Origin of the sequence: Thauera mechernichensis (genome assembly GCF_029588855.1) — a bacterium.
Lineage (GTDB): Bacteria > Pseudomonadota > Gammaproteobacteria > Burkholderiales > Rhodocyclaceae > Thauera > Thauera mechernichensis.
This window is the reverse complement of the sequence record NZ_JARQZE010000016.1, coordinates 41,570-61,026: the sequence shown is the minus strand read 5'-3', so window position 1 is coordinate 61,026 and position 19,457 is coordinate 41,570. Positions and strand designations below refer to the sequence as shown.

Annotated in this window: 20 protein-coding genes; 9 read left to right on the top strand and 11 right to left on the bottom strand. The window is 66.3% G+C overall.

Going from position 1 to position 19,457, the window contains the following annotated elements; genetic code table 11:
- Position 1 precedes the first annotated feature (1 nt).
- Genes P7F68_RS16475 through clsB form a run of 4 tightly spaced genes read left to right on the top strand, consistent with a single transcriptional unit; the run spans position 2 to position 3,537 of the window.
- Positions 2–454 (top strand): rhodanese-like domain-containing protein, encoded by a 453-nt coding sequence (locus P7F68_RS16475; RefSeq protein WP_037982547.1) that lies wholly within the window; start codon positions 2–4, stop codon positions 452–454.
- Positions 455–507: 53 nt separating this feature from the next.
- Positions 508–1,608, top strand: a complete 1,101-nt coding sequence (gene nadA / locus P7F68_RS16470; RefSeq protein ID WP_002931115.1) for a quinolinate synthase NadA — start codon at positions 508–510, stop codon at positions 1,606–1,608.
- A gap of 25 nt (positions 1,609–1,633) precedes the next feature.
- Positions 1,634–2,383 (top strand): endonuclease/exonuclease/phosphatase family protein, encoded by a 750-nt coding sequence (locus tag P7F68_RS16465; RefSeq protein ID WP_002938380.1) that lies wholly within the window; start codon positions 1,634–1,636, stop codon positions 2,381–2,383.
- Positions 2,383–3,537, top strand: coding sequence for a cardiolipin synthase ClsB (gene clsB / locus P7F68_RS16460; protein WP_277834771.1), 1,155 nt, complete (start codon positions 2,383–2,385; stop codon positions 3,535–3,537). Before P7F68_RS16465 ends, clsB begins: the two co-directional genes overlap by 1 nt.
- Before the next feature lie 62 nt (positions 3,538–3,599).
- On the opposite strand, the gene gluQRS is transcribed toward clsB, so the two are convergent.
- On the bottom strand, positions 3,600–4,511 hold the full coding sequence (gluQRS, locus tag P7F68_RS16455; protein ID WP_277834769.1) for a tRNA glutamyl-Q(34) synthetase GluQRS: 912 nt from the start codon (positions 4,509–4,511) through the stop codon (positions 3,600–3,602).
- A gap of 220 nt (positions 4,512–4,731) precedes the next feature.
- Between gluQRS and P7F68_RS16450 the strand changes: the two genes are divergently transcribed.
- Positions 4,732–5,136, top strand: coding sequence for a c-type cytochrome (locus P7F68_RS16450; protein WP_002931108.1), 405 nt, complete (start codon positions 4,732–4,734; stop codon positions 5,134–5,136).
- Positions 5,137–5,318: 182 nt separating this feature from the next.
- Positions 5,319–6,695: a sensor domain-containing diguanylate cyclase gene (locus P7F68_RS16445; RefSeq protein WP_277834766.1), complete on the top strand. Its 1,377-nt coding sequence runs from the start codon at positions 5,319–5,321 to the stop codon at positions 6,693–6,695.
- A gap of 20 nt (positions 6,696–6,715) precedes the next feature.
- Here the strand turns inward: P7F68_RS16445 and P7F68_RS16440 are convergent, their stop codons facing one another.
- The 10 genes from P7F68_RS16440 to nosZ all read right to left on the bottom strand — a co-directional run bounded on the left by P7F68_RS16440 (position 6,716) and on the right by nosZ (position 16,467).
- Positions 6,716–7,351 carry a nitrous oxide reductase accessory protein NosL gene (locus P7F68_RS16440; protein ID WP_277834764.1) on the bottom strand — a complete coding sequence of 212 codons (636 nt, stop codon included), beginning with the start codon at positions 7,349–7,351 and terminating at the stop codon, positions 6,716–6,718.
- Positions 7,348–7,713 (bottom strand): toxin-antitoxin system TumE family protein, encoded by a 366-nt coding sequence (locus P7F68_RS16435; RefSeq protein ID WP_002938391.1) that lies wholly within the window; start codon positions 7,711–7,713, stop codon positions 7,348–7,350. Before P7F68_RS16435 ends, P7F68_RS16440 begins: the two co-directional genes overlap by 4 nt.
- Complete coding sequence (locus P7F68_RS16430; protein ID WP_002931103.1) at positions 7,710–7,982, bottom strand: hypothetical protein; 273 nt, start codon at positions 7,980–7,982, stop codon at positions 7,710–7,712. The genes P7F68_RS16435 and P7F68_RS16430 overlap by 4 nt, the downstream gene beginning before the upstream one ends.
- Before the next feature lie 14 nt (positions 7,983–7,996).
- Positions 7,997–8,539 carry a nitrous oxide reductase accessory protein NosL gene (locus P7F68_RS16425; protein WP_002931100.1) on the bottom strand — a complete coding sequence of 181 codons (543 nt, stop codon included), beginning with the start codon at positions 8,537–8,539 and terminating at the stop codon, positions 7,997–7,999.
- A 38-nt stretch (positions 8,540–8,577) separates the two neighbouring features.
- Positions 8,578–9,393 carry an ABC transporter permease gene (locus P7F68_RS16420; RefSeq protein WP_002931099.1) on the bottom strand — a complete coding sequence of 272 codons (816 nt, stop codon included), beginning with the start codon at positions 9,391–9,393 and terminating at the stop codon, positions 8,578–8,580.
- A 10-nt stretch (positions 9,394–9,403) separates the two neighbouring features.
- Entirely contained in the window at positions 9,404–10,351 is a 948-nt protein-coding gene (locus P7F68_RS16415; protein WP_277834761.1) for an ABC transporter ATP-binding protein, read from the bottom strand.
- Positions 10,323–11,618, bottom strand: coding sequence for a nitrous oxide reductase family maturation protein NosD (locus P7F68_RS16410; RefSeq protein WP_002938402.1), 1,296 nt, complete (start codon positions 11,616–11,618; stop codon positions 10,323–10,325). Before P7F68_RS16410 ends, P7F68_RS16415 begins: the two co-directional genes overlap by 29 nt.
- A 113-nt stretch (positions 11,619–11,731) precedes the next feature.
- A complete protein-coding gene (locus P7F68_RS16405; protein WP_002931094.1) occupies positions 11,732–12,154 on the bottom strand; it encodes a hypothetical protein in 423 nt (140 codons plus the stop codon).
- A gap of 17 nt (positions 12,155–12,171) precedes the next feature.
- Complete coding sequence (locus P7F68_RS16400) at positions 12,172–14,355, bottom strand: NosR/NirI family protein (protein WP_277834757.1); 2,184 nt, start codon at positions 14,353–14,355, stop codon at positions 12,172–12,174.
- A 162-nt stretch (positions 14,356–14,517) separates the two neighbouring features.
- Positions 14,518–16,467: a TAT-dependent nitrous-oxide reductase gene (gene nosZ, locus P7F68_RS16395; protein ID WP_002938410.1), complete on the bottom strand. Its 1,950-nt coding sequence runs from the start codon at positions 16,465–16,467 to the stop codon at positions 14,518–14,520.
- A gap of 227 nt (positions 16,468–16,694) precedes the next feature.
- Between nosZ and P7F68_RS16390 the strand changes: the two genes are divergently transcribed.
- The 3 genes from P7F68_RS16390 to P7F68_RS16380 are packed head-to-tail and all read left to right on the top strand — an operon-like array spanning position 16,695 to position 19,437.
- Positions 16,695–18,005, top strand: a complete 1,311-nt coding sequence (locus P7F68_RS16390) for an ATP-binding protein (RefSeq protein ID WP_277834754.1) — start codon at positions 16,695–16,697, stop codon at positions 18,003–18,005.
- Positions 18,002–18,544, top strand: a complete 543-nt coding sequence (locus tag P7F68_RS16385; RefSeq protein ID WP_002938412.1) for a response regulator transcription factor — start codon at positions 18,002–18,004, stop codon at positions 18,542–18,544. Before P7F68_RS16390 ends, P7F68_RS16385 begins: the two co-directional genes overlap by 4 nt.
- Complete coding sequence (locus P7F68_RS16380) at positions 18,541–19,437, top strand: DMT family transporter (RefSeq protein WP_037982542.1); 897 nt, start codon at positions 18,541–18,543, stop codon at positions 19,435–19,437. Before P7F68_RS16385 ends, P7F68_RS16380 begins: the two co-directional genes overlap by 4 nt.
- Positions 19,438–19,457 lie beyond the last annotated feature (20 nt).

Sequence of the window (19,457 nt, the reverse complement as noted above, 5' to 3'; positions counted from 1 at the left end):
CATGGGAACCCTCTCTGATTTGCTGACGCTTGCACGCGAGCGTGCGGAGAACCTGGGCGTGCCCTACCAGGGTGCGCTCACGCCCGCCGAGGCGTGGCAGGTCATGCAGCTTGCCCCGGGGGCGCGACTCGTGGACGTGCGTACCCGTGCCGAGCTCGACTGGGTTGGGCGTGTGCCCGGAGCGGTCGAGATCGAGTGGAAGACCTACCCCTCGATGCAGGATAACCCGCACTTCATGACCCAGCTCAAGCATCAGGTCGACCCGGAGGCGCTGGTCATGTTCCTGTGCCGCTCCGGTGCACGCTCGGACTCCGCAGCCAAGGCCGCGTCGGTGGCGGGGTATGGCAACTGCTACAACATCCTCGAGGGTTTCGAGGGTGATCGCGATGCCAGTGGGCAGCGCAACAACATCGGCGGCTGGCGTCACGCCAACCTGCCCTGGCAGCAGGGCTGAGGGCGCGCAGCGCCCCAGGCCTCGAACCTCTCGCAAGGACCCGGACCCGCATCATGCAAGTTGCAACCATCAGCTTCGACCGCTTCAACGTGCTCGCCGACGACGAGGCGCAGGCGCGCATCCGCGCCGCTCGCGCCCGGCTTGGCGAGCGGGCGGTGCTGCTCTGCCACCACTACCAGCGCGCTGACGTCTACCAGCATGCCGACCTCACCGGCGACTCGCTCAAGCTCGCCCGCCTGGCCTCGCAGACCGACGCCGAGTTCATCGTCTTCTGTGGTGTGCACTTCATGGCCGAGGTGGCCGACATTCTGTCCAAGCCCAGCCAGGTTGCCATCCTGCCCGATCTCGCGGCCGGCTGTTCGATGGCCGACATGGCGAGCCTGGCCAAGGTCGAGCGCTGCTGGCGTGAACTCGCCGAGGTGCTCGATACGCCCGACGCGCTGATCACGCCGGTCACCTACATCAACTCGGCAGCCGATCTCAAGGCCTTCTGCGGTGAGCACGGCGGTATCGTGTGCACCTCGACCAACGCGCCGACCATTCTCGACTGGGCCTTCTCCAAGCGCGAGAAGGTGCTGTTCTTCCCCGATCAGCACCTCGGGCGCTGGACCGGTTTCAAGAAGGGCATTCCGCTCGACGAGATGGTGGTGTGGGATCCCGACCTCGAGTATGGCGGCCTCACGCCCGAGCAGATCCGCAAGGCGAAGGTCCTGCTGTGGAAGGGCCACTGCTCGGTGCACCAGATGTTCCAGCCGGTGCATATCGACCGCTGGCGCGAAAAGCACCCCGACGGCTTCGTCATCTCCCACCCGGAGAGCATGCTCGAGGTGTGCCAGAAGTCCGATTACGTCGGTTCCACGGAGTTCATCCTCAATACCATCACCCAGGCGCCACCCAATACCCACTGGCTGGTGGGCACCGAGCTCAACCTGGTGAGCCGGCTGGCCGAGGAGATGAAGCCGCAGGGCAAGGTGGTGCAGTTCATGGCACCCACGGTGTGCATGTGCTCGACGATGCAGCGCATCGACCCACAGCATCTTGCGTGGACGCTGGAGAACCTTGCCGAGGGCAAGGTGGTGAACCAGATCAAAGTGCCCGAGCACGAGGCGGAGTTGGCGCGCATTGCGCTCGACCGCATGCTCGCCGTGTCCTGATCGAGGCCGACGGGGTGCGGCGGCGATGACGCTCAGGATCTGCACCTACAACATCCACAAGGGCTTCTCGCAGTTCAACCGCCGCATGGTGGTGCATGAACTGCGGGAGCGCCTGCGTAGCCTGGACGTGGACCTCGTCTTCCTGCAGGAGGTGCAGGGCCTGCACCTCGGCCACCCGGCACGCCATCCCGACTGGCCGCTGCAGCCCCAGCACGAGTTCCTCGCCGAGGATGCCTGGCACCAGACCGCCTATGGCGGCAATGCGGTCTACGACCACGGCCACCACGGCAACGCCATCCTCAGCCGCCACCTCATCCTCAGCACGGCGAACCAGGATGTATCGGATCACCGCTTCGAGCGCCGCGGCCTGCTGCACTGCGAGGTCGAGATGCCGCAGTTCGACACGCCGGTGCACTGCGTGTGCGTGCACCTGGGCCTGATGGCCGGCAGCCGGCGGCGACAGATGGCGGCGTTGGCCGAGCGCATGGAACAGCTCGCACCGGGCGACACCCCGCTCATCATCGCCGGTGACTTCAACGACTGGCGCAATCATGCCGACGACCTGCTCGGCTCCAGGCTCGGCCTTACCGAGGCCTTCGGTGCGGGGCGGGGGCGGCCGGCGCGCAGCTTTCCCAGTGCGCTGCCCTTCTTCCGTCTCGACCGCATCTATGTGCGTGGCTTCCGCGTGCGCCAGGCGCAGGTGCACTACGGTGCGCCCTGGGCGCAGATCTCCGACCATGCCGCGCTCACCGCCGACCTGGAGCCCGAGCGCTGATGCAGTTCCTGGCCGGCAACGCGGTGGCGCTGCTGGAGAGCGGGCAACAGTACTTCCCCGCCCTCGAGGCTGCGATCGAGCGTGCGGAGCTCGAGATCTTCGTGCAGAGCTACATCTTCGAGGACGACCGCAGCGGGCGGCGCATTGCCGATGCGCTGGCGCGGGCAGCGGCGCGTGGCGTGGCGGTGCGCGTGATGGTGGACGGATTTGGCGGGCGCAGCTTCGTCGCCGGGCTGGAGTCGCGATTGCGCGATGCCGGAGCGCAGGTGCTGATCTACCGCCGTGAGTTGCGTCGCTTCTCGCTGCAGCGCCACCGTCTGCGCCGCCTGCACCGCAAGCTTGTCGTCATTGATGGCTGCGAAGCCTTCGTCGGTGGCATCAACATCATCGATGACTACGAGCCGCATGGTGTACAGCATCCGCGTTACGACTACGCCGTGAAGGTGGAGGGGCCGCTGCTCGAGCCCATTCTCGCCTCGGCGCATCGCTTGTGGCGGCTTGTGGCCTGGGCCAGCTTCCAGCGTCGCGAGCACCACCCCTTGCGTGCCGAGGCCCGCACAGAGCCAGCGGGCGAGATCCGCGCTGCCTTCGTGCTGCGCGATAACCTGCGCCATCGGCGTGCGATCGAGGAGGCCTATCTCGAGGCGATCGCGCGCGCGCGGCGGGACATCGTGATCGCCAACGCCTACTTCTTTCCGGGCCGCCGTTTTCGCCACGCGCTCGCCGAAGCCGCTGCGCGCGGCGTGCGCATCACCCTGCTGCTGCAGGGGCTGGCCGACCATCCGATGCAGGCTTACGCCACGCGTGCGCTCTACCCTTACTTTCTGGCCTGCGGGATGCGCCTGTTCGAGTACCACCGCAGTCACCTGCATGCCAAGGTGGCGGTGATCGACGACCACTGGGCAACCGTGGGCTCCAGCAACATCGACGCCTTCAGCCTGTTGCTCGCGCGTGAGGCCAACGTGGTGGTGGATGATGTCGGCTTTGCACGCCAGTTGCGCGGCAGCCTGGAGGCTGCGATGGCCGAGGGCGCGCAGGAGCTTAGGGCAAGCGACTGGCGCCGCCTGCCCTTGCTGCGCCGTGGCCTGAGCTGGCTGGCCTACCAGTGCGTGCGTCTTGCGATTGGTCTGGCGGGGCTGGGCCGGGTGCACTGAGCGCGGCGCACGAGCGTCGTCCGGGAGTCCGTCCGCGTCGATTCCTGCGCTTGGCCGGAGGCTCAGAAGAAGGCCGTTGCCTCGGCCTGCCGGCAGCGAGGCACGGCGTCGATCGACCAGTGGGCGAGCGCCCACGCCCAGATCTGCGCGAGGGGCGCGGACGCCAGTGTCGGTGGCGGCGCCTGGCCGAGGAAGCGCAGTGCAGCGAGCAGCGCCGCGGAGGGGGGGGCGTCGTCGATCGCACGCGCCAGTGTCTGTTTCGAGAGTTTCTCTCCCGCGGCGTTGGTCGCAAGCGGCAGGTGTGCGTAAGTTGGTGGCGGAGCCCCGAGCAGTCCCTGCAGGTGGATCTGGCGTGCGGTCGAGTCCAACAGGTCTGCGCCGCGTACCACGTGGGTGACGCCCGCCGCAATGTCGTCCACGACCACGGCGAGCTGATATGCAAACAGGCCGTCCGCACGCAGCACGACGTAATCGCCGGCGTCACTCGCGAGCTCGAGCGATTGCGGTCCCTGGACCAGGTCGTTGAAGCGGATCACGCCCTCGGCCCGTACCCGCCAGGCGCGTGCGCTGCGACCCGCTCCCAGGCCGTCGCGGCACGTGCCTGGATAGCGGCGCGAACCGTCGCGGGCAAGCGGTGCATTGGCTAGCTCGCGACGGGTACAGGCGCAGGGATAGGCCATGCCCGCGGCGACCAAGGTATCAAATGCATGGCGGTAGGCCTCTCCACGCCGGGATTGCCAGACGATGTCGCCGTCCCATTCGAAGCCGAAGCGCGCCAGCGTGGTGATGATGCGATCGGCCGCGCCCGGCACGGCACGTGGCGTGTCCACGTCCTCGATGCGCAGCAGCCAGCGTCCGCCGCGCGCGCGCGCGTCCAGCATGCTGCCGACTGCGGCCACCAGTGAGCCGAAATGCAGGGCACCGGTTGGAGAGGGGGCAAAGCGGCCAATACAGGTCCGGGAGGTGCAATTCATGCGCTTGGTGTGGGTTTGTCTAAGCGCTGCCCGCCCGGTTGCTGGTGCATCCAGGAGGCGCTTGGCGGCGGATCATAGCACTGCGTCGATCTGCCGCAGCGCCAGCAGGCCTCGCCCCAATTTGATGGCCATCAAGCCAATATGACGGGAATGCCGTTAGTGTGCGAACGACTCGCAGGCTGTACTCGCGTGACCCAACATGACGAATCGGAGAGACCCCATGATCAAGAAGCCCTTCATCCTTGCCGCGCTCGCCTCGGTGGTGCTTGCCGCCTGTGGCGGTTCCGACTCCGGTGCCCCGGCGGCGGCCCCCGCCCCGGTTGCCGCCGCTCCCGCACCCGCCGCTCCGGCGGCGCCTGCCGCACCCGTGAATGCAGCCGGCGAGAGCGTGTACAAGAAGACCTGCGCACTGTGCCATGCAGCGGGTGTCGCGGGCGCCCCCAAGCCGGGCGACAAGGCAGACTGGGAGCCGCGCATCGCCCAGGGCGACGAGACCCTCTACAAGCACGCCATCGAGGGCTACACCGGTTCCAAGGGCATGATGCCGGCCCGTGGCGGTGGTGCATCGCTGACCGACGACGAGGTCAAGGCCGCCGTGGACTACATGGTCGCGCTGTCCAAGTAAGCAGGCGCGATCAGGCTGCATGGGCGCGCGCGCCCTGCAAGAAGCAAGAATGGACCCCACTGGGGTCCATTCTTGCTTCTTGCGCATGGCATGAGCGCACTTCCGCTCCGTTCGCGCGCGTTGTCGGCCCGCTGACGATGAGGCAATATCGTGCATCGGCGTCCAGGCAGAGCGAAAGCGCCATGCGTATCCTTCTCATTGATCTGGTGTCCGACGACTGCGTTGCATCGGCGACGATCGCTGCGCGTCTGGCCGGCTGTGCTGAGGTTGAGGCGTGCCGCCCGGCGTTTGATGGCAGCGGGCCGCGCGGCAACATGTCCGGGTTCGACCTGCTGTTGCTGGTCGGCGATGACGACGCGGCACTGCTTAAGACATGCCGACGCGTGGCCGAGGATTCCGCTGTTCCGGTGGTCGTCATCGGTCCCTGCGACGAGGTTGAGACCGCGATCGCGTTGATGAAGGCGGGGGCGGTTGACATCGTCGTCCGCGACGAACGCGGCGACTGGAGCGAGCGTCTGGTCGAGGTGGTGTCCGCTGCACGCGTCCGGGCCCGGCCGCGTGACAGGCAGCCGTATGTCGACGAGGGCCGGCGCCTGGAGCAGATCGTCGATGGCTCCTCGGTGCCCACATTCGTCATCGACGGCAGTCACCAGGTGACGCATTGGAACCGAGCCTGTGCGCAGCTGACGGGTATCCCAGCCAATGAGATCGTCGGCACCGGCGAGCACTGGAAGGCCTTCTACACCGAAGCACGTCCCTGCCTGGCCGATCTTGTCGTCGATGGCACGGTCGGGAGCGAGATCGACCGCTACTATGCGGGCAAGGGGTACCGCCCGTCGGCGACCCTGCCTGGCGCCTACGAGGCCGAGGACTTCTTCGCTGCTTTCGGAGATGGCGGGCGCTGGCTTTACTTCACGGCTGCGCCCTTGCGCAATGCGCGTGGCGAGATCATCGGTGCCGTAGAGACCTTGCAGGACATCACCGAGCAGAAGCGGGCCGAGGCGGAGCTGCGTCGCAGCGAAGAGCGCTTCCGGCTGTTGTCGATCACCGATGGCATGACGGGGCTTTTCAACGCGCGCCATTTCGTGCAGCGACTGACCGAGGAAATGGATCGGGCCGAGCGTTATCGTCATCCGCTGTCGCTGATGATGATGGACGTGGACGATTTCAAGCTTTTCAACGACACCTGGGGGCATGTCGAGGGCGACCAGGTCTTGATCCGCCTTGCCGAGTGCGTTACCGCCTGTCTGCGCCGGACGGACCAGGCCTTCCGTTATGGTGGCGAGGAGTTCGTCGTGCTGCTGCCGGAAACTCGGGTGAGAGAGGCGCTCGCTGCCGCAGAGCGGGTCCGGGCATTGTTTCGTGAAAGCAGCTTCCTCCCGGAAGGAGCGCCCGCTCTGGTGCATTGCACCGCCAGCATTGGTGTTACGCGTTTCGTTCCAGGCGAGAGTTCACGCGATTTCGTCGCGCGGGCCGATCGTGGCGCCTACGAGGCCAAGCGCCAGGGCAAGAACCGGGTCATACGTGCCTTCCCCGACAGCGGCGAATTACTGGACTGAATGCAGGATCGTGCCGGGGATCAGTGCGTGTGGTGGCCGTGGTTAGCGTCGCGCAGGCTGCCGACGACGGCAGGGTCGATGTCCGTGAAGTGCAGCGCGCGACCGCCCTGTGCGGCGATGAAGGCCTGGGCGGCCGCCGTGCTTGCGAAAGCGGGGAGGTCCGGGCCGCGCATGGGGCCTCGTACACGGGCCTCGATCACGAACACCGCCGTCCGCGCGTCGAGCCAGCTGCCGTCCTCGAAGTTGGCGACATACAGGGCGGTGGCGTCCTCCGCGCTGTGGCTGGCGTCGAAGCGGCCGGGCTCGGCCAGAAACATGAACAGATCGACCGGCGAGTCGAAGAAGTGCGCCGAGCCGTCGGTGAAGATGATCTGTGCAGCCCAGCGCGGGAAGCGAGCGGGATACATGCCGCACACCGGGCAACGTGCCTCAGCCGGGACAGGGCGAGCCTCGTGCATGGCCAGGCCTGAGGCCGGGTCGTATGGGTGTGGCGTCGACACCCGCGTCGGCGGAACGATGCAGATGTCCTCGAAGGGCGGTTCGAAATCGGTGCCTGCGCGCGTGCCGTGGCGCCAGAACAGGGCGCCCGCTAGCCCCGCGGCAAGCAAGGCGCCGCCGGCCAGCAGGGTGCGGCGGCGACCGTTCAGCGTCGTCATGCGCGTTCGCTGGCGAGGAGCGGGTCCTGCATCAGGGCATCGATGATGCGCAGCAGGTTGTCCTCGGCCGTGTCCCCGATGCGGGTGAGCGGGTCGGCGACCACCAGGCCCTCGGCCAGATGCAGGTGGTTGGGTGTAGTGGCCAGGCCGGGATGGGTCGGCGCGGTATCGATGCCAAGCTCCTTGCCGTCCGGGCAGCGCCAGCGCACGGAGTAGGCGTCCTGGGCGGCGTAGCGGACGGTGATCTCGACGCCGTTCGCCAGCTCGAGCAGCATGGCGTCCTGGGTGAGGCGGGGCTGCGCGGCGAAACAGTCGGCGCGCTCGGTGGCGAGCACCGAGGCTAGGTGCGGATGCAGGCTCATTGTGCGTTGGCCTCCTTCAGGATGCGTGCGACTTCGCTGCGTGCGATCTCGTGCGTGTCGGCGAGGATGCGTGCGGCAAGGTAGTGCTCGTAGGCCGGGTGTTCGGGCAGTTCGGCGTGCGCGATACGGGCGAGGAGTTCGTCCGCCGAGCCGGCGCCAAGGGCATTGAGGACATCGCGGCAGTTTTCCCGGCTTTCGTACATCAGCCGGCTGAGCCGCTGCACATGCGCGGCATCATCGGGAGGGAGGGCGCTGTAGACCGGATCCATGTTCTATTGCCTATTTACATTCGCTGATCATGAAGGGCGCCACCGTCCAGGACGACCATGTCCGGGGTGACGTCGTTGAAACGCAGCACGCGGCCGCCATGTTCGTCGGCGAAAGCCTTGGCCTCGGCCTCGATCGAGAAGGAGGCTGCCGTGGGGCCCATGCTGCCCAGTCGCCTGGAACCGAAGACGTAGAACGCCGTCTTGGCGTCTATCCAATGGCCCTTCGGGCTGTCCCAGTCGGCCTTGCCCATGTCCTGCACGAAGATGGCGCGGACGACGCGTGCCTGCTCTGGGTTGAGGTAGATGCTGAACATCTCGATGGTGTCGCAGAACCAGTCGGGCTCGGCGCGCCCTGCGTAGTGCATCTGCACCTTCGGGCCGGGATAGTCGGCGAGGAGCATGCCGTCGAGTGCGCAGCTCGAGTTGAGATCGATCTCGAGCGGCACCAGGTTGCCGGTACCGCCTTCGCTGCCGCTGCCGCAGGCAGCCAGCAGGCCAGCGCCGGCAGCGGCCATCAGGAAGCGGCGGCGGCTCTGGCAGGCGTGATGTGTGCACATGAGGATTGCTCCATTCAGTCAGAACGTATTGCAGGGTCTCAGCGCCGGAAGCGCCAGGCGGCAATGGCCAGCGGTGCCGCGATCCAGCCCGCCATCACCAGGCCCAGCAGCCAGGGCTGGGCGAGGGTGGCCGGGAAGACCGTGGCCAGGCCGTAGAGCGTACGCACATCTTCCAGCGTGAAGATGTTGAGGATGCGGAACACGTCGGCCGGGTTGAGCAGCATCACGTAGGGCAGCGCCTCGCCGCCCCACTGGCCGCCTGTCACCACCAGCACGCCCAGCACCAGCAGGTCGAAGATCAGCACGAAGAAGAACCACAGCGCGATCGCGAGGCCTGAGGCGCGGGTACGGTCGCTGGCGAACACCGACAGCATCACGGCCAGGCTCAGGAAGGCGCAGCCCAGCAGGACCGAGCTGAGCATGAAGCCGAAGTAATGGAACAGTGCGTTGAGGTCGAGCTGGGCCGACAGCACGATCCCTACCAGACCGAAGCCGGCGATGGTCGAGAAGGTGAGCGCGCCGGCCAGGCCGAGGTACTTGCCCAGCAGTAGCTCGAAGCGGGTGATCGGCATCGACAGCAGGAGATCGAGCGAGCCGCGCTCGCGTTCGCCGACGATGGCGTCGAAGCCGAGCAGGAGCGCGATCAAGGGGATGAGGTAGATGACCAGGCTGACCAGGCTGGCAATGGTGACCTCGATCGAGCGGAACCCGACCGCGCCTTGCTGGGCCGAGCCGAAATAGGCGATCGACAGCGCGAACACGGTGAATACCAGGGCCACCGCAAGCACCCAGCGGTTGCGGATGCGGTCCCAGAATTCCTTGCCGGCGATGGTTGTGATCTGCGAGAACTCCATGGCCTGCCTCTCAGTCCGAAAAGCCGAAGAACACGTCTTCGAGCGAAGGTTCGCGCACGCTCAGGTCGAGCACCTTGCCGTCGAGCGAGGCCAGCGCGGCGATGACGGCCATTTTCGATTCGCGTGCGCACTGCACTGCCACGTGGTCGTCGTGCGCCTCGACGGCACCGACGGGCAGATGGCCGAGCACTGCGCGCACCGCTTCGAAATCGGCTGGCGCAACCCGCACGTCGAACCACAGCGGCAGGTCCATCCTTTCGCGCAGTCCGGCCACGGTGCCGACGGCCTGTACCTTGCCTGCAGCCATGATGGCCAGCCGGTCCACGCGCTCCTGGATCTCGGCCAGGATGTGCGAGGTGATGACGGTGGTCACGCCCTCGCTGCGCAGCTGGCGCAGGATGGCATAGAAGCCGCGGATCGCCTCGGGGTCGAGGCCGTTGGTCGGTTCGTCGAGGAACAGGATGCGCGGCCGCCCGAGCAAGGCCTGGGCAAAGCCCAGGCGCTGGCGCATGCCCTTGGAGTATTCGCGTACGCGTCGGCGGGCGGCGTGAACCAGGCCCACGCGCTCCAGTACGTGCATGTTGTCGGCGGGCGACACCCCTTTGAGGCGGGCAAAGAAATCGAGGGTTTCGAGCCCGGTCAGGTTGTCGTAGAGGACGACGTTCTCGGGCAGGTAGCCGACCTTGCGGCGCACGGCGCGGAAGCTGCCGCCGCCAGCGCCCACCGGGGCGCCATCGATGCGGATTTCGCCGGCGGTGATCGGGATCAGGCCGAGCATCATCTTGAACAGGGTGCTCTTGCCGGCACCGTTGTGGCCGATGAGGCCGAAGAGCTCGCCCCCCCGGATGTCGAGGTCGACGCCATCGACCGCGTGGATCGCACCGAAATGCTTGCGCACGCCGCGGGCGACGATCATCGCCTTGCCGGCCTCATTGAGCGCGGGGGAAGTGTCTGCCACGCCATTGGCTCCAGTCAGGGTTGTTGGGCTCCATCCGCGGATTCGGATCGACGACGCTTTGCGCGCGCAGCAGCGGGAACTGCTGCGCGACCATGCGCAGGGTCTGCACTGCCGGGCTGCCGAGCAGCAGCTTCATCATCGGATGGCGCCAGGTCAGGCGGTCGACGAGGTCATTGGCTTCGTAGGGCACGTCGCCGATGCCGTCGCCGTCACGGTCCCAGCCCAGGTAGTTGCCCCAGTGGTTGCCTTCCTGTTCGCCCCAGACCATGTCGCGCGCGCCGACGTAGCGCACCTGTTCGCGGTTGAAGATGAAGTCATTGCGTTCGACCACGTTGTTCTTGGAGCCCGCCCACAGGTGGATGCCGACCACGTTGTCGACCACGGTGTTGCCGCGCAGGGTGTTGTATTCGGCGTCGTAGATGAAGAAGCCGCGCTGGTTGCCGGCGACCACGTTGTTCTCGATCACCGAATCCTGGATGGTGCGCAGCATGATGCCGTGGTCCGAGTTGGCCCAGGCGCGGTTGTTGCGCACCGTCAGGCGGCGCACTTCCATCAGCGCCAGCCCGCCGCGGTTCATCCAGGTCTCGTTGTTCTCCCACAGGTTGTCGTAGGCGTTCATGTAATGCGTGCCGTAGCGACTGTGGTGCAGCTTGTTGTCACGGAATTCGGCGTCATGCGACACATCGACATAGAGCGCATCGCGCACGAAGCTGACGTTGTTGCCGATGATGCGCGCCCGGCGGGTGTTGTAGAGCTGGATGCCGTTGCCGCGCTGTGGCGAGGCGTACTCGCGCTTGCCGGTGATCAGGTTGCCCTCGATCAGGACGTCGTTGGCCTTTTCGATCCACAGCCCGAACAGGCTGTAGGTGATGTCGCAATTGCGCACCACCACGCGGTCCGAGCCGGGAAAGATGTAGATGCCGGCGTTCTGCTCGCGCAGGCTGTCGCCGGAGTCCGACACGATCAGGCCCTCGATCGTGACGTCGCTGGCGGTGATGCGGATGGTGTCGCCGCGCAGCCCTCCCGAGATCGTCGGCCGGTTGAGCCCACGCAGGGTCAGCGCCTTGTCGATGCGCAGGTTCTCGACGTAGCGTGCGCGCTCGACTTCCACGGTGTCGCCGGCCGCCGCACGCTCGATTGCGGCCTGGATCGATTCGCCGGCCTGCACCCGCCAGGTCGCCGCGTGGGCCGGCAGGATCCCGGCGGCGAGCAGGACGACGAAGGCGATGAATACGGCAAAGCGAAAGGGCAAGAGGGGGTGGGGCATTGTCTGCTCTGTGGCGAGGCTGGCGCCAGTGTGCGACGAAGTGCCGCATGCTGCCTTGATCTGGGTGAAGCAGCACTCCGCCTTTTTTCAACCAGCCCGTTGCCGGGCTGCGCTCAGATCACGATCAGGCCGAGGCTCTTGAGGCCGATGAAGAGCACAGCGCCGACCAGCAGGTTCTTGAAGCCGACGTAGCACACCATGTCCATCGGGCTGGCCTTGCGGTAGCGCCGGCCCCACCAGGGGCCGTCCTTCACGTAGGGCTTGGCGCCCATGCGCACCACGACCTCGAAGACACTCCAGCCGAACCACCAGCCGATGATGGCGCCAGGTGTCAGGTTGCCCATTGCGGCCAGTACCCAGGCCACCGTGGCGGCGACCGCAATAGCCAGCCCCGCCGCCTGCACGGCGCGTTGGCGCTCGAAGCCGCTGCGGCTCCACGGCCAGATGTGGTCCCAGGCCTCGGCCAGCAGGCGGGTTGCACCCTTGTCCTCGTAGGGTGGGTGGACGGCTTCGGTCAGGATGCGCGGATCGACCATTCTCGTGTCCTCCTGGTTCAGGCTTTAGGGGTGGCTGCAGCCACCGGCTTGATCGGAATGTAGTAGCCGTCGGCGCCGATGGGGGTGAGTGCCAGGCCGGCCTTGGTGCGGCGCTTGCGCTCCTGGGCCAGGGGGGGGCAGGCGTGCTCGTCGGTGTACATCACCATGCAGTCGAGGCAGAGCATGCACTCGCGGTGGTCGATGCGGCCCTTGTCATCGATCGCCAGCGATCCGCAACCCACCGCGCAGGCCTTGCACGAGTCGCATTCCTGCTTGCGCTTGAGGCCGAACCAGCGGAAGGTCGAAGGCATGGCGAGCGCTGCGCCGAGCGGGCACAGGTACTTGCAGAACGGCCGCTCGGTGAAGATCGACAGCCCGAGCAGACCCGCAGCGAACAGGGTGTAGGGCCAGCTGCGGCTGAACAGGCCGACGAGGAAGGTGGTCTTGAAGGGCTCGACCTCGGCCAGCTTCTCGGCCAGACCCATCGACAGCATGGACACCGCAAGCAGGCCGAAGAACACGAAGTACTTCACCCACTTCAGGCGGTTGTGCCACTTCATCGGCAGCATGAACTGGAAGCGCTTGAGGCCGAGCTTGGCGCCCACCTTGTACAGCAACTCGGACAGCGAGCCGAAGGGGCACAGCCAGCCGCAGAACAGGCCGCGTCCCCACACGAACACGGTGACGATGATGAAGATCCAGAACAGGAAGATGAAGGGGTCGGTCAGGAACAGCTCCCACTTCCACTGGAACAGCAGGGCGTGGAACCAGGTCAGCACCTGGGTGATCGAGGGCTGCGCAAGCAGGTAGAAGCCGACGAAGAAGATGCTGATGAGCCAGGCCGCGTACTTGAAGCCATCGACCGGCCACTTGTTCTTGCGTGTGGACAGGCGGGTCAGGCGGTCGCGCATCGCATACACGGCGGCGACGCCGACGAGCAGGATGGAGAACAGTACGATCTCGACCGCGCGCATCTTCCATACGCGCACCCAGGGGGCATCGGGCTTGACGACCTTGGGCCGGCCGCCCTCCATGTACTTCGCAGGCACCCAGTATTCGCTGTCGAAGCTGACGAAGTCGCGGTGGCCGGTGTTGCGGTCGAGCTTGTTGCCGAGGAAGACCAGGCTCCACGGGTAGGCTGCTGCAAAACCCGGGTCGCGGATGATGAAGATCGCCGACTCCCTGTAGCTCGGGGCGCCGGGCGCCTGCACACCCCAAAGGTTGAGGTAGTCGAGGTCGCGGAAGGTGTAGGCGTCCATGTCCTGGCTTACCTGCACGCGGTCATAGATGCCGCCGCGTACGAAACCCGAGCCCTTGAACGAGTCGTAGCCGTTGGAGATGATGAAGATCGCGTGTTCGTTGTCCTTCAGGCGCGACATCAGGCTGGTGTAGCCGCTCTCGCCGAGGATGCTCTTGCCGACCGAGGGCGTGTTCAGGTGGCCAAAGAACATGTCCACATAAGGCTCAGCGGTGCGTGGCATGCCCAGTTGTTCGGACTTCACGGTCAGGCGGCGTACGCTGCCGTCCTTGAGCAGTTGCTCCCAGCTCAGACGCTCGTCGATGGCCGAATAGCGGATCGCCGGCCGTGGTTCGACCTTCAGGATGCCGACCTGGCGTGCGATCGCCACGCCCGAGCGCATCACCACCTGGTTCTGAGCGATCACCGTGACGGTGGCGCCGGTGATCGCATCGAGGCCGATGTAGCCTTCCTCGTTGCGCGCCTTGCCGATCTCGATCTTGTCGCCGACGAACTTGCCCAGGTACTGGTTGACGAACTTCGTCAGTACGCTCTCGGGAATGCCCAGCAGCAGGATGGGTTCGCTGTGGCGCAGGATCTTGGTCCCGGTAATGATGCCGTCAGTATCCATGCCGATCAGTGTGATCACGGGCTTGCCGGAGTACGCGGGGATATCCACGATGTCGGTCGACAGGAACACATAGCCCACGAGCTTGCGTTGGCCCGCGTCGTCACGGTAGCCCTCGACGTAGGTCGGCTTGCCCATGCGGTGCGAGAAGCTGCTGGCGGCCGGCAGCACCTCGGTACAGGCAACATGCGCGCAGAGGTCGGGGTCGGTGTTGATCTGGGCGGGCAGCGGGGCCTCGTATGCGGTCTGGGCGAATGACGGCGGGCTGCCGAGCAGGGTGGCGACGGCCAGCAAAGCACCCATGGTGGCGCTGCGCAGGGCGGAGAACGGGTTCATGATGCGCTCCGGTTGAAAGCTGGCGGAGAGTCTATTGAGGCCCGCCGCCGCCTGCCTTGTTCATTATCAAATTCTAATTTTTTGATGGGCGAAATGACGCTCCATCAAAAGACACAAGGGGCTTTCGCCCCTTGTGTCTTCCAGCCTGGATAGTGCTTTGCGTTATGCCTCGACGATCATCCGCGAGCGCATCTCGAGGTGCAGGGCGTGGCAGAAATGGGTGCAGTAGCACCAGAACACGCCGGGCTTGTCGGCAATGAAGGTCACCGAGGCCGTCTCCTGCGGATTGACGATGAAGTTGACGTTGTACTTCGGGATCGCGAAGCCGTGCGTCAGATCCTCGATCTTGTCGAGGTTGGTCAGGATGATCGTGACCTCGTCGCCGAGTTGCAGCTTGAACTCGCGCGGCTCGAAGGCCGGTGCCAGCGAGGTGATCTTCACCGTCACCTTGTTGCCGTCGCGGAAGACGCCGGCTTCCTTCGGGTCCTTGACTGCGAGCGGGAACTCGTTGATGTCATAGACCTGCTTGGGCTGCAGCAGCTCACGCTTGAAGATGATGAAGTCGTGCGGTTCGGGACGGACAGGGTGGTCCGCCACCAGCACCATCTTCTCGCCGGAGATGTCGACAAACTGCTCGGTCTCGGCGTGCAGCGGGCCGACGGGCAGGAAGCGGTCCTTGGAGAACTTGCAGCCCACGCACAGCCACTTGCCGTCGGCGAACATGGTTTCGGACTGCGACGCGTTGATGTGGCCGGGCTGGTAATGCACGTCCAGGCGGTCGACCACGTACTGCGCGCTCTTGTCACCGCTGTGGAACTTGATGGCGGCGTCCACGTTCCACTTGACGATCTGGCTGTCCAGGAACAGCGTGGTGTAGGCGTTGCCGCGGCCATCGAAGGCGGTGTGCAGGGGGCCGAGGCCGAGCTCGACTTCGGCCACGATGGTCTTGTCTTCGTCGTCCACCTTGCCGTCGAACCAGTCCAGCACCTTGGACAGTTCGATGACGGTGGCGGTCGGCGACAGCTTGCCGGCGCAGATGAAGTACTTGCCGTCCGGGCTGGCATTCACGCCGTGCGGGTTCTTCGGCACGGAGACGGAGCACACCAGCGCGGTCTTCGGGTCGGTGTTGGCCGCCTTGGTGGCGTCGACCACCGGCACGCGGGACGTGCCGTAGGTGGTGTACTTGCCGTCTTTCACCGCTTGCTCGATGCGGGCAATGTTGAAGAACAGGCAGGCGTCGCGCTCGGCCGACATCATGCCTTCGTAGTGGTAGCCGCCTTCAGTGTTGTACTGGTTGGTTGCGGCGAGCTTGCCGTCGAAAGACGTGGCGACGAGGTCGCAGTTGCCGTCGATCAGCGCTTGCCAGCGCACTTCCATGGTCTCGGCGTCAACGCAGGAGAACAGCGTCCGGTACTTCTCCGGGCTGTCGACGTCGCGGCCGTCGTTCGGCAGCGGAACATGGAACTCGGCGCCGCAGAACACGCGGGTGGTGTAGTTGATCGCCGGGTCCACCGGGTCGCGCTTGTCCGGGAAGATGCCGTGGAAGCCCTGCACGTTGGGCAGCTCGGTGATCTTGTCGCAGATGAAGTAGTCGAGGCGGATACGGGCGATACGGCTGTTGATCTTGTCGTTGATCCAGGCGTAGCGGCCGTCGTAGTTGCCGTCCTTGTAGGAGGCATGGGTGTGGTGGGTGTCACCGACGGTGTAGCGCAGGCTGCCGTCAGCCTTGGTGCCCATGATCTTCTTGGATTCGTTGGTGTGGCCCCAGCCCACCAGTGCGTCCGGCACGAAGCAGGGCACACGGTGCAGTTCGCGCCCGGAAGGCAGGCCGAGCACGCGGAAGTCGCCAGTGTGGCCGCCCGACCACAGGCCGTAGTAGGTGTCGAGTTCGCCCGGCTTCAGGTGCGGATCGTTGTAGGCGGCCTTGGCTGCGGCGACAGGTGCGCCAGCGGCGGCCGGTGCGCCGGCTGCGGGAGCGGACTCCTTGTTGCAGGCGGACAAGCCGACCGACAGGCCTGCACCCGCCAGGCCTGCGAAGGCGGCGGTGTTCAGGAACTTGCGGCGGCTAGGATCGGGCATCGCCTCGACCGTGTTCATCTTGGTTTCTTGCATGGTTCGTCGCTCCCGTATTCACATAAGATCGCCGGCATCCAGTCAATCACTGCGCCCTGCGCCCCTCGCGCCGGGTTGGCTGTGCGGCCTGCCTGTGACAATTTGTCCTGTGACGTTTTGTCGCAGGGTCATTCTATGAAGCAGCCATGGCATAAACCTTGATGTACCGCAAAGACAGGGACGTGCCCCTGACGTGAAAAGGGATATCCATAACCGGAGTGAATGGCATGCGCATGGAGGTGGAAGGGGGGCGGGTCGAAACGTCAGGCTTGAGCGCAGTGCGCACGAATCGGGCGCGCTTGCTGCAGTTGCGCTGGGTGTCGCTGGCGGCGATGGCCGCGATGAGCTTTGTGGTGTTTCCATGGCTGGTGCCAGCGCAGCCGTTGGCGCCGCTGGCGGGCGTGACGTTCGCGCTGCTGGCGGTCAATCTGGCCTTGCTGGCGGATGTGGCGCGCTGGCTGGTGGGGCGCTGGGGCGCCTTCCTGCAGCTGACGGTGGATCTTGTCGCCTGGGGCGCCTTCCTGTATTTCACCGGCGGTGTCGCCAACCCGGCGATCTCATTGCTGCTGCCGGTGGTGGCGATTGGCGCATCCATCCTGCCGGCTACCCAGGGCTGGGCGCTGGCTGTGCTGGCAGTCGGGGTCTATTCCTTCCTGTGGCGCTTTCACGAGCCGGTGCGCCTCACCGACAGCGGGCTCGCCATGCAGTGGCACCTGGCCGGCATGTGGATCAGCTTCGTATTTGCGGCGGTGACGGTGGTGTGGTTCATCGCCCGCCTCAATGCCGAACTCGCCCGCCGCGAGGCCGAGTTGGCCGAAGCCAACGCAGCGCGTGCGCGCGACGCCTACGTGGTCGGCCTGGGCAAGCTTGCCGCTGGCGCGGCGCACCGGCTCGGGACGCCGTTGGGCACGATGCGCATCCTTGCCGGCGAACTGGCTCGGCGCACGGACCTTGATGCCGAGGTGCGCGACGATCTGGAGCTCGTGCGCGAGCAGGTCGACCACTGTCGCGACATCCTCAACAGTCTCACCCGCGAGGCTGGGCAGCCGCGCGCGGAAGGGGGTGGCGCCGTAGAAGTGCGCGTCTGGGTGGACCAGGTGGCGGCGCGCTGGCGGCAACTGCGTCCCGGCGTCGCAGTCCAGGTGCAGGGCGAGGGTGGCAGCATCGTCGCCGATGCCTCGCTCGGCGAAGCCTTGCACAACCTCATCGATAATGCGGCCAACGCCAATCAGCACATGTGCGCCACAGCCGGCGCCGTTGTCGCGGCCGATGTAGCCGGCGCGATCGAGGTGTCGATCACCGCAAGCGCCGGGCTGGTGTGCATCGAGGTCGCCGACCGCGGGCCGGGCCTGTCCGCTGCGCGCATCGATGCTGCGCGCCGGGCGCCGCTCGGGGCTCATGCCCAGGGCATGGGGGTGGGATTGATGCTCGCCCACGCCGCGGTCGAGCACCATGGCGGTCGGCTGGAGTTCCGTCCGCGGCCCGGCGGTGGCACCATTGCGCGCTTGATGATTCCGTCCCAGGCTGCAGTGCAATGATTGTCGACAATGCTCCCACCCTGCTCGTCGTCGATGACGACCCCGCCTTCAACAGGGTGCTGGTGCGCGCGCTTGCTCAGCGCGGCTTTGATACCTATGGCGCCACCGACAGCGAAGGGGCGCTCGAGCTTGCCGGGGACCATACCCCCGAGTTCATCGTGCTCGACCTCAATATCGGCGGCGAATCCGGCCTCAAGCTCATCCGCCCCTTGCTCGATGCCAGTCCGGGGGTGCGCATCCTGGTGCTGACCGGCTACGCGAGCATCGCCACCGCGGTCGATGCCGTCAAGCTCGGTGCGGTGCAGTACCTCGCCAAGCCAGCCGAGGTCGATGCCATCATCAAGGCGTTGCGAGCCGAGGATGTGATCATCGACGATCACGCGCCGGGCGCGCCGATGTCGGTCGATCGCCTGGAGTGGGAGCATATCCAGCGCGTGCTCGCCGAACACGAGGGCAACATCTCGGCGACAGCGAGGGCGCTGCAGATGCACCGGCGCACGCTGCAGCGCAAGCTCGCACGTCCGCCGGGCGGCGTGTGAGCGCGGTGACGCCCCCCGCCCACACTCTGAAAGCCGACCTGTGGCTGCTGGCGACCACGCTGCTGGCTGCCGCCGGCTGGATCTTTTCCAAGGAGGCACTCGCCGGGCTGGCGCCGCTGCAATTCGTCAGCCTGCGCTTTCTGCTGGCCGGCGTGGTGCTGCTCGCCTTCGCCTGGCCACAGCTGCGCCGCCTCACGGTGGCGGGCCTCAGGGGCGCCCTGATCGTCGGCGCGTTGTTCGCCGCGGCGATGGCGCTGTGGATCACTGGCCTGGAGCACGCCACCCACATCGGCGAAGGCGCCTTCATCTCCAGCCTTGGCATCGTCATGGTGCCGCTGATCGGCTGGCTGCTGTTCGGCGAGCGCCCGCCGCGCATCACCTGGGTCGCGATGCCGCTCGCGCTGCTGGGCTTTGCCTGCCTGTCGCTCGAGCAGGGCTTCCGCTTCGAGCCCGGGCAGTGGTTCTTCCTCGGCGCCGCGCTGGTGTTCGCTGTGTTGTTCACGCTCAACAGCCGCATCGTGCGCAACGTGCCGCCGCTGGCGCTGAGCGCGGTGCAGGTGCTGATGGTCGCGGTGCTGATGCTGCCGCTGTCGCTGCTGCTGGAGCGCTGGCCGGAAACGGTCGCCGCCCCGGTCGTGGGCTGGCTGCTCGCCAGCGCCATCCTCGCCACCACACTGCGCTTCTTCGTCCAGCTGCGCGGCCAGAGCCTGACCAGCGCCAGCCACGCGGCGGTGATCCTGATGCTCGAGCCGATGTGGACCGCGCTGGTGGCGGCGTGGTGGTTCGGCGAGACGATGAGCGCGCAACAGTTCCTCGGCTGCGCGTTGATCTTCTCGGCGCTGGTGCTGAGCCGCTGGCGCTGGGTCAGGGATTTGCTGCGCAGCCTGGGCTGAAGGGGCGGCACGCGCCCGTG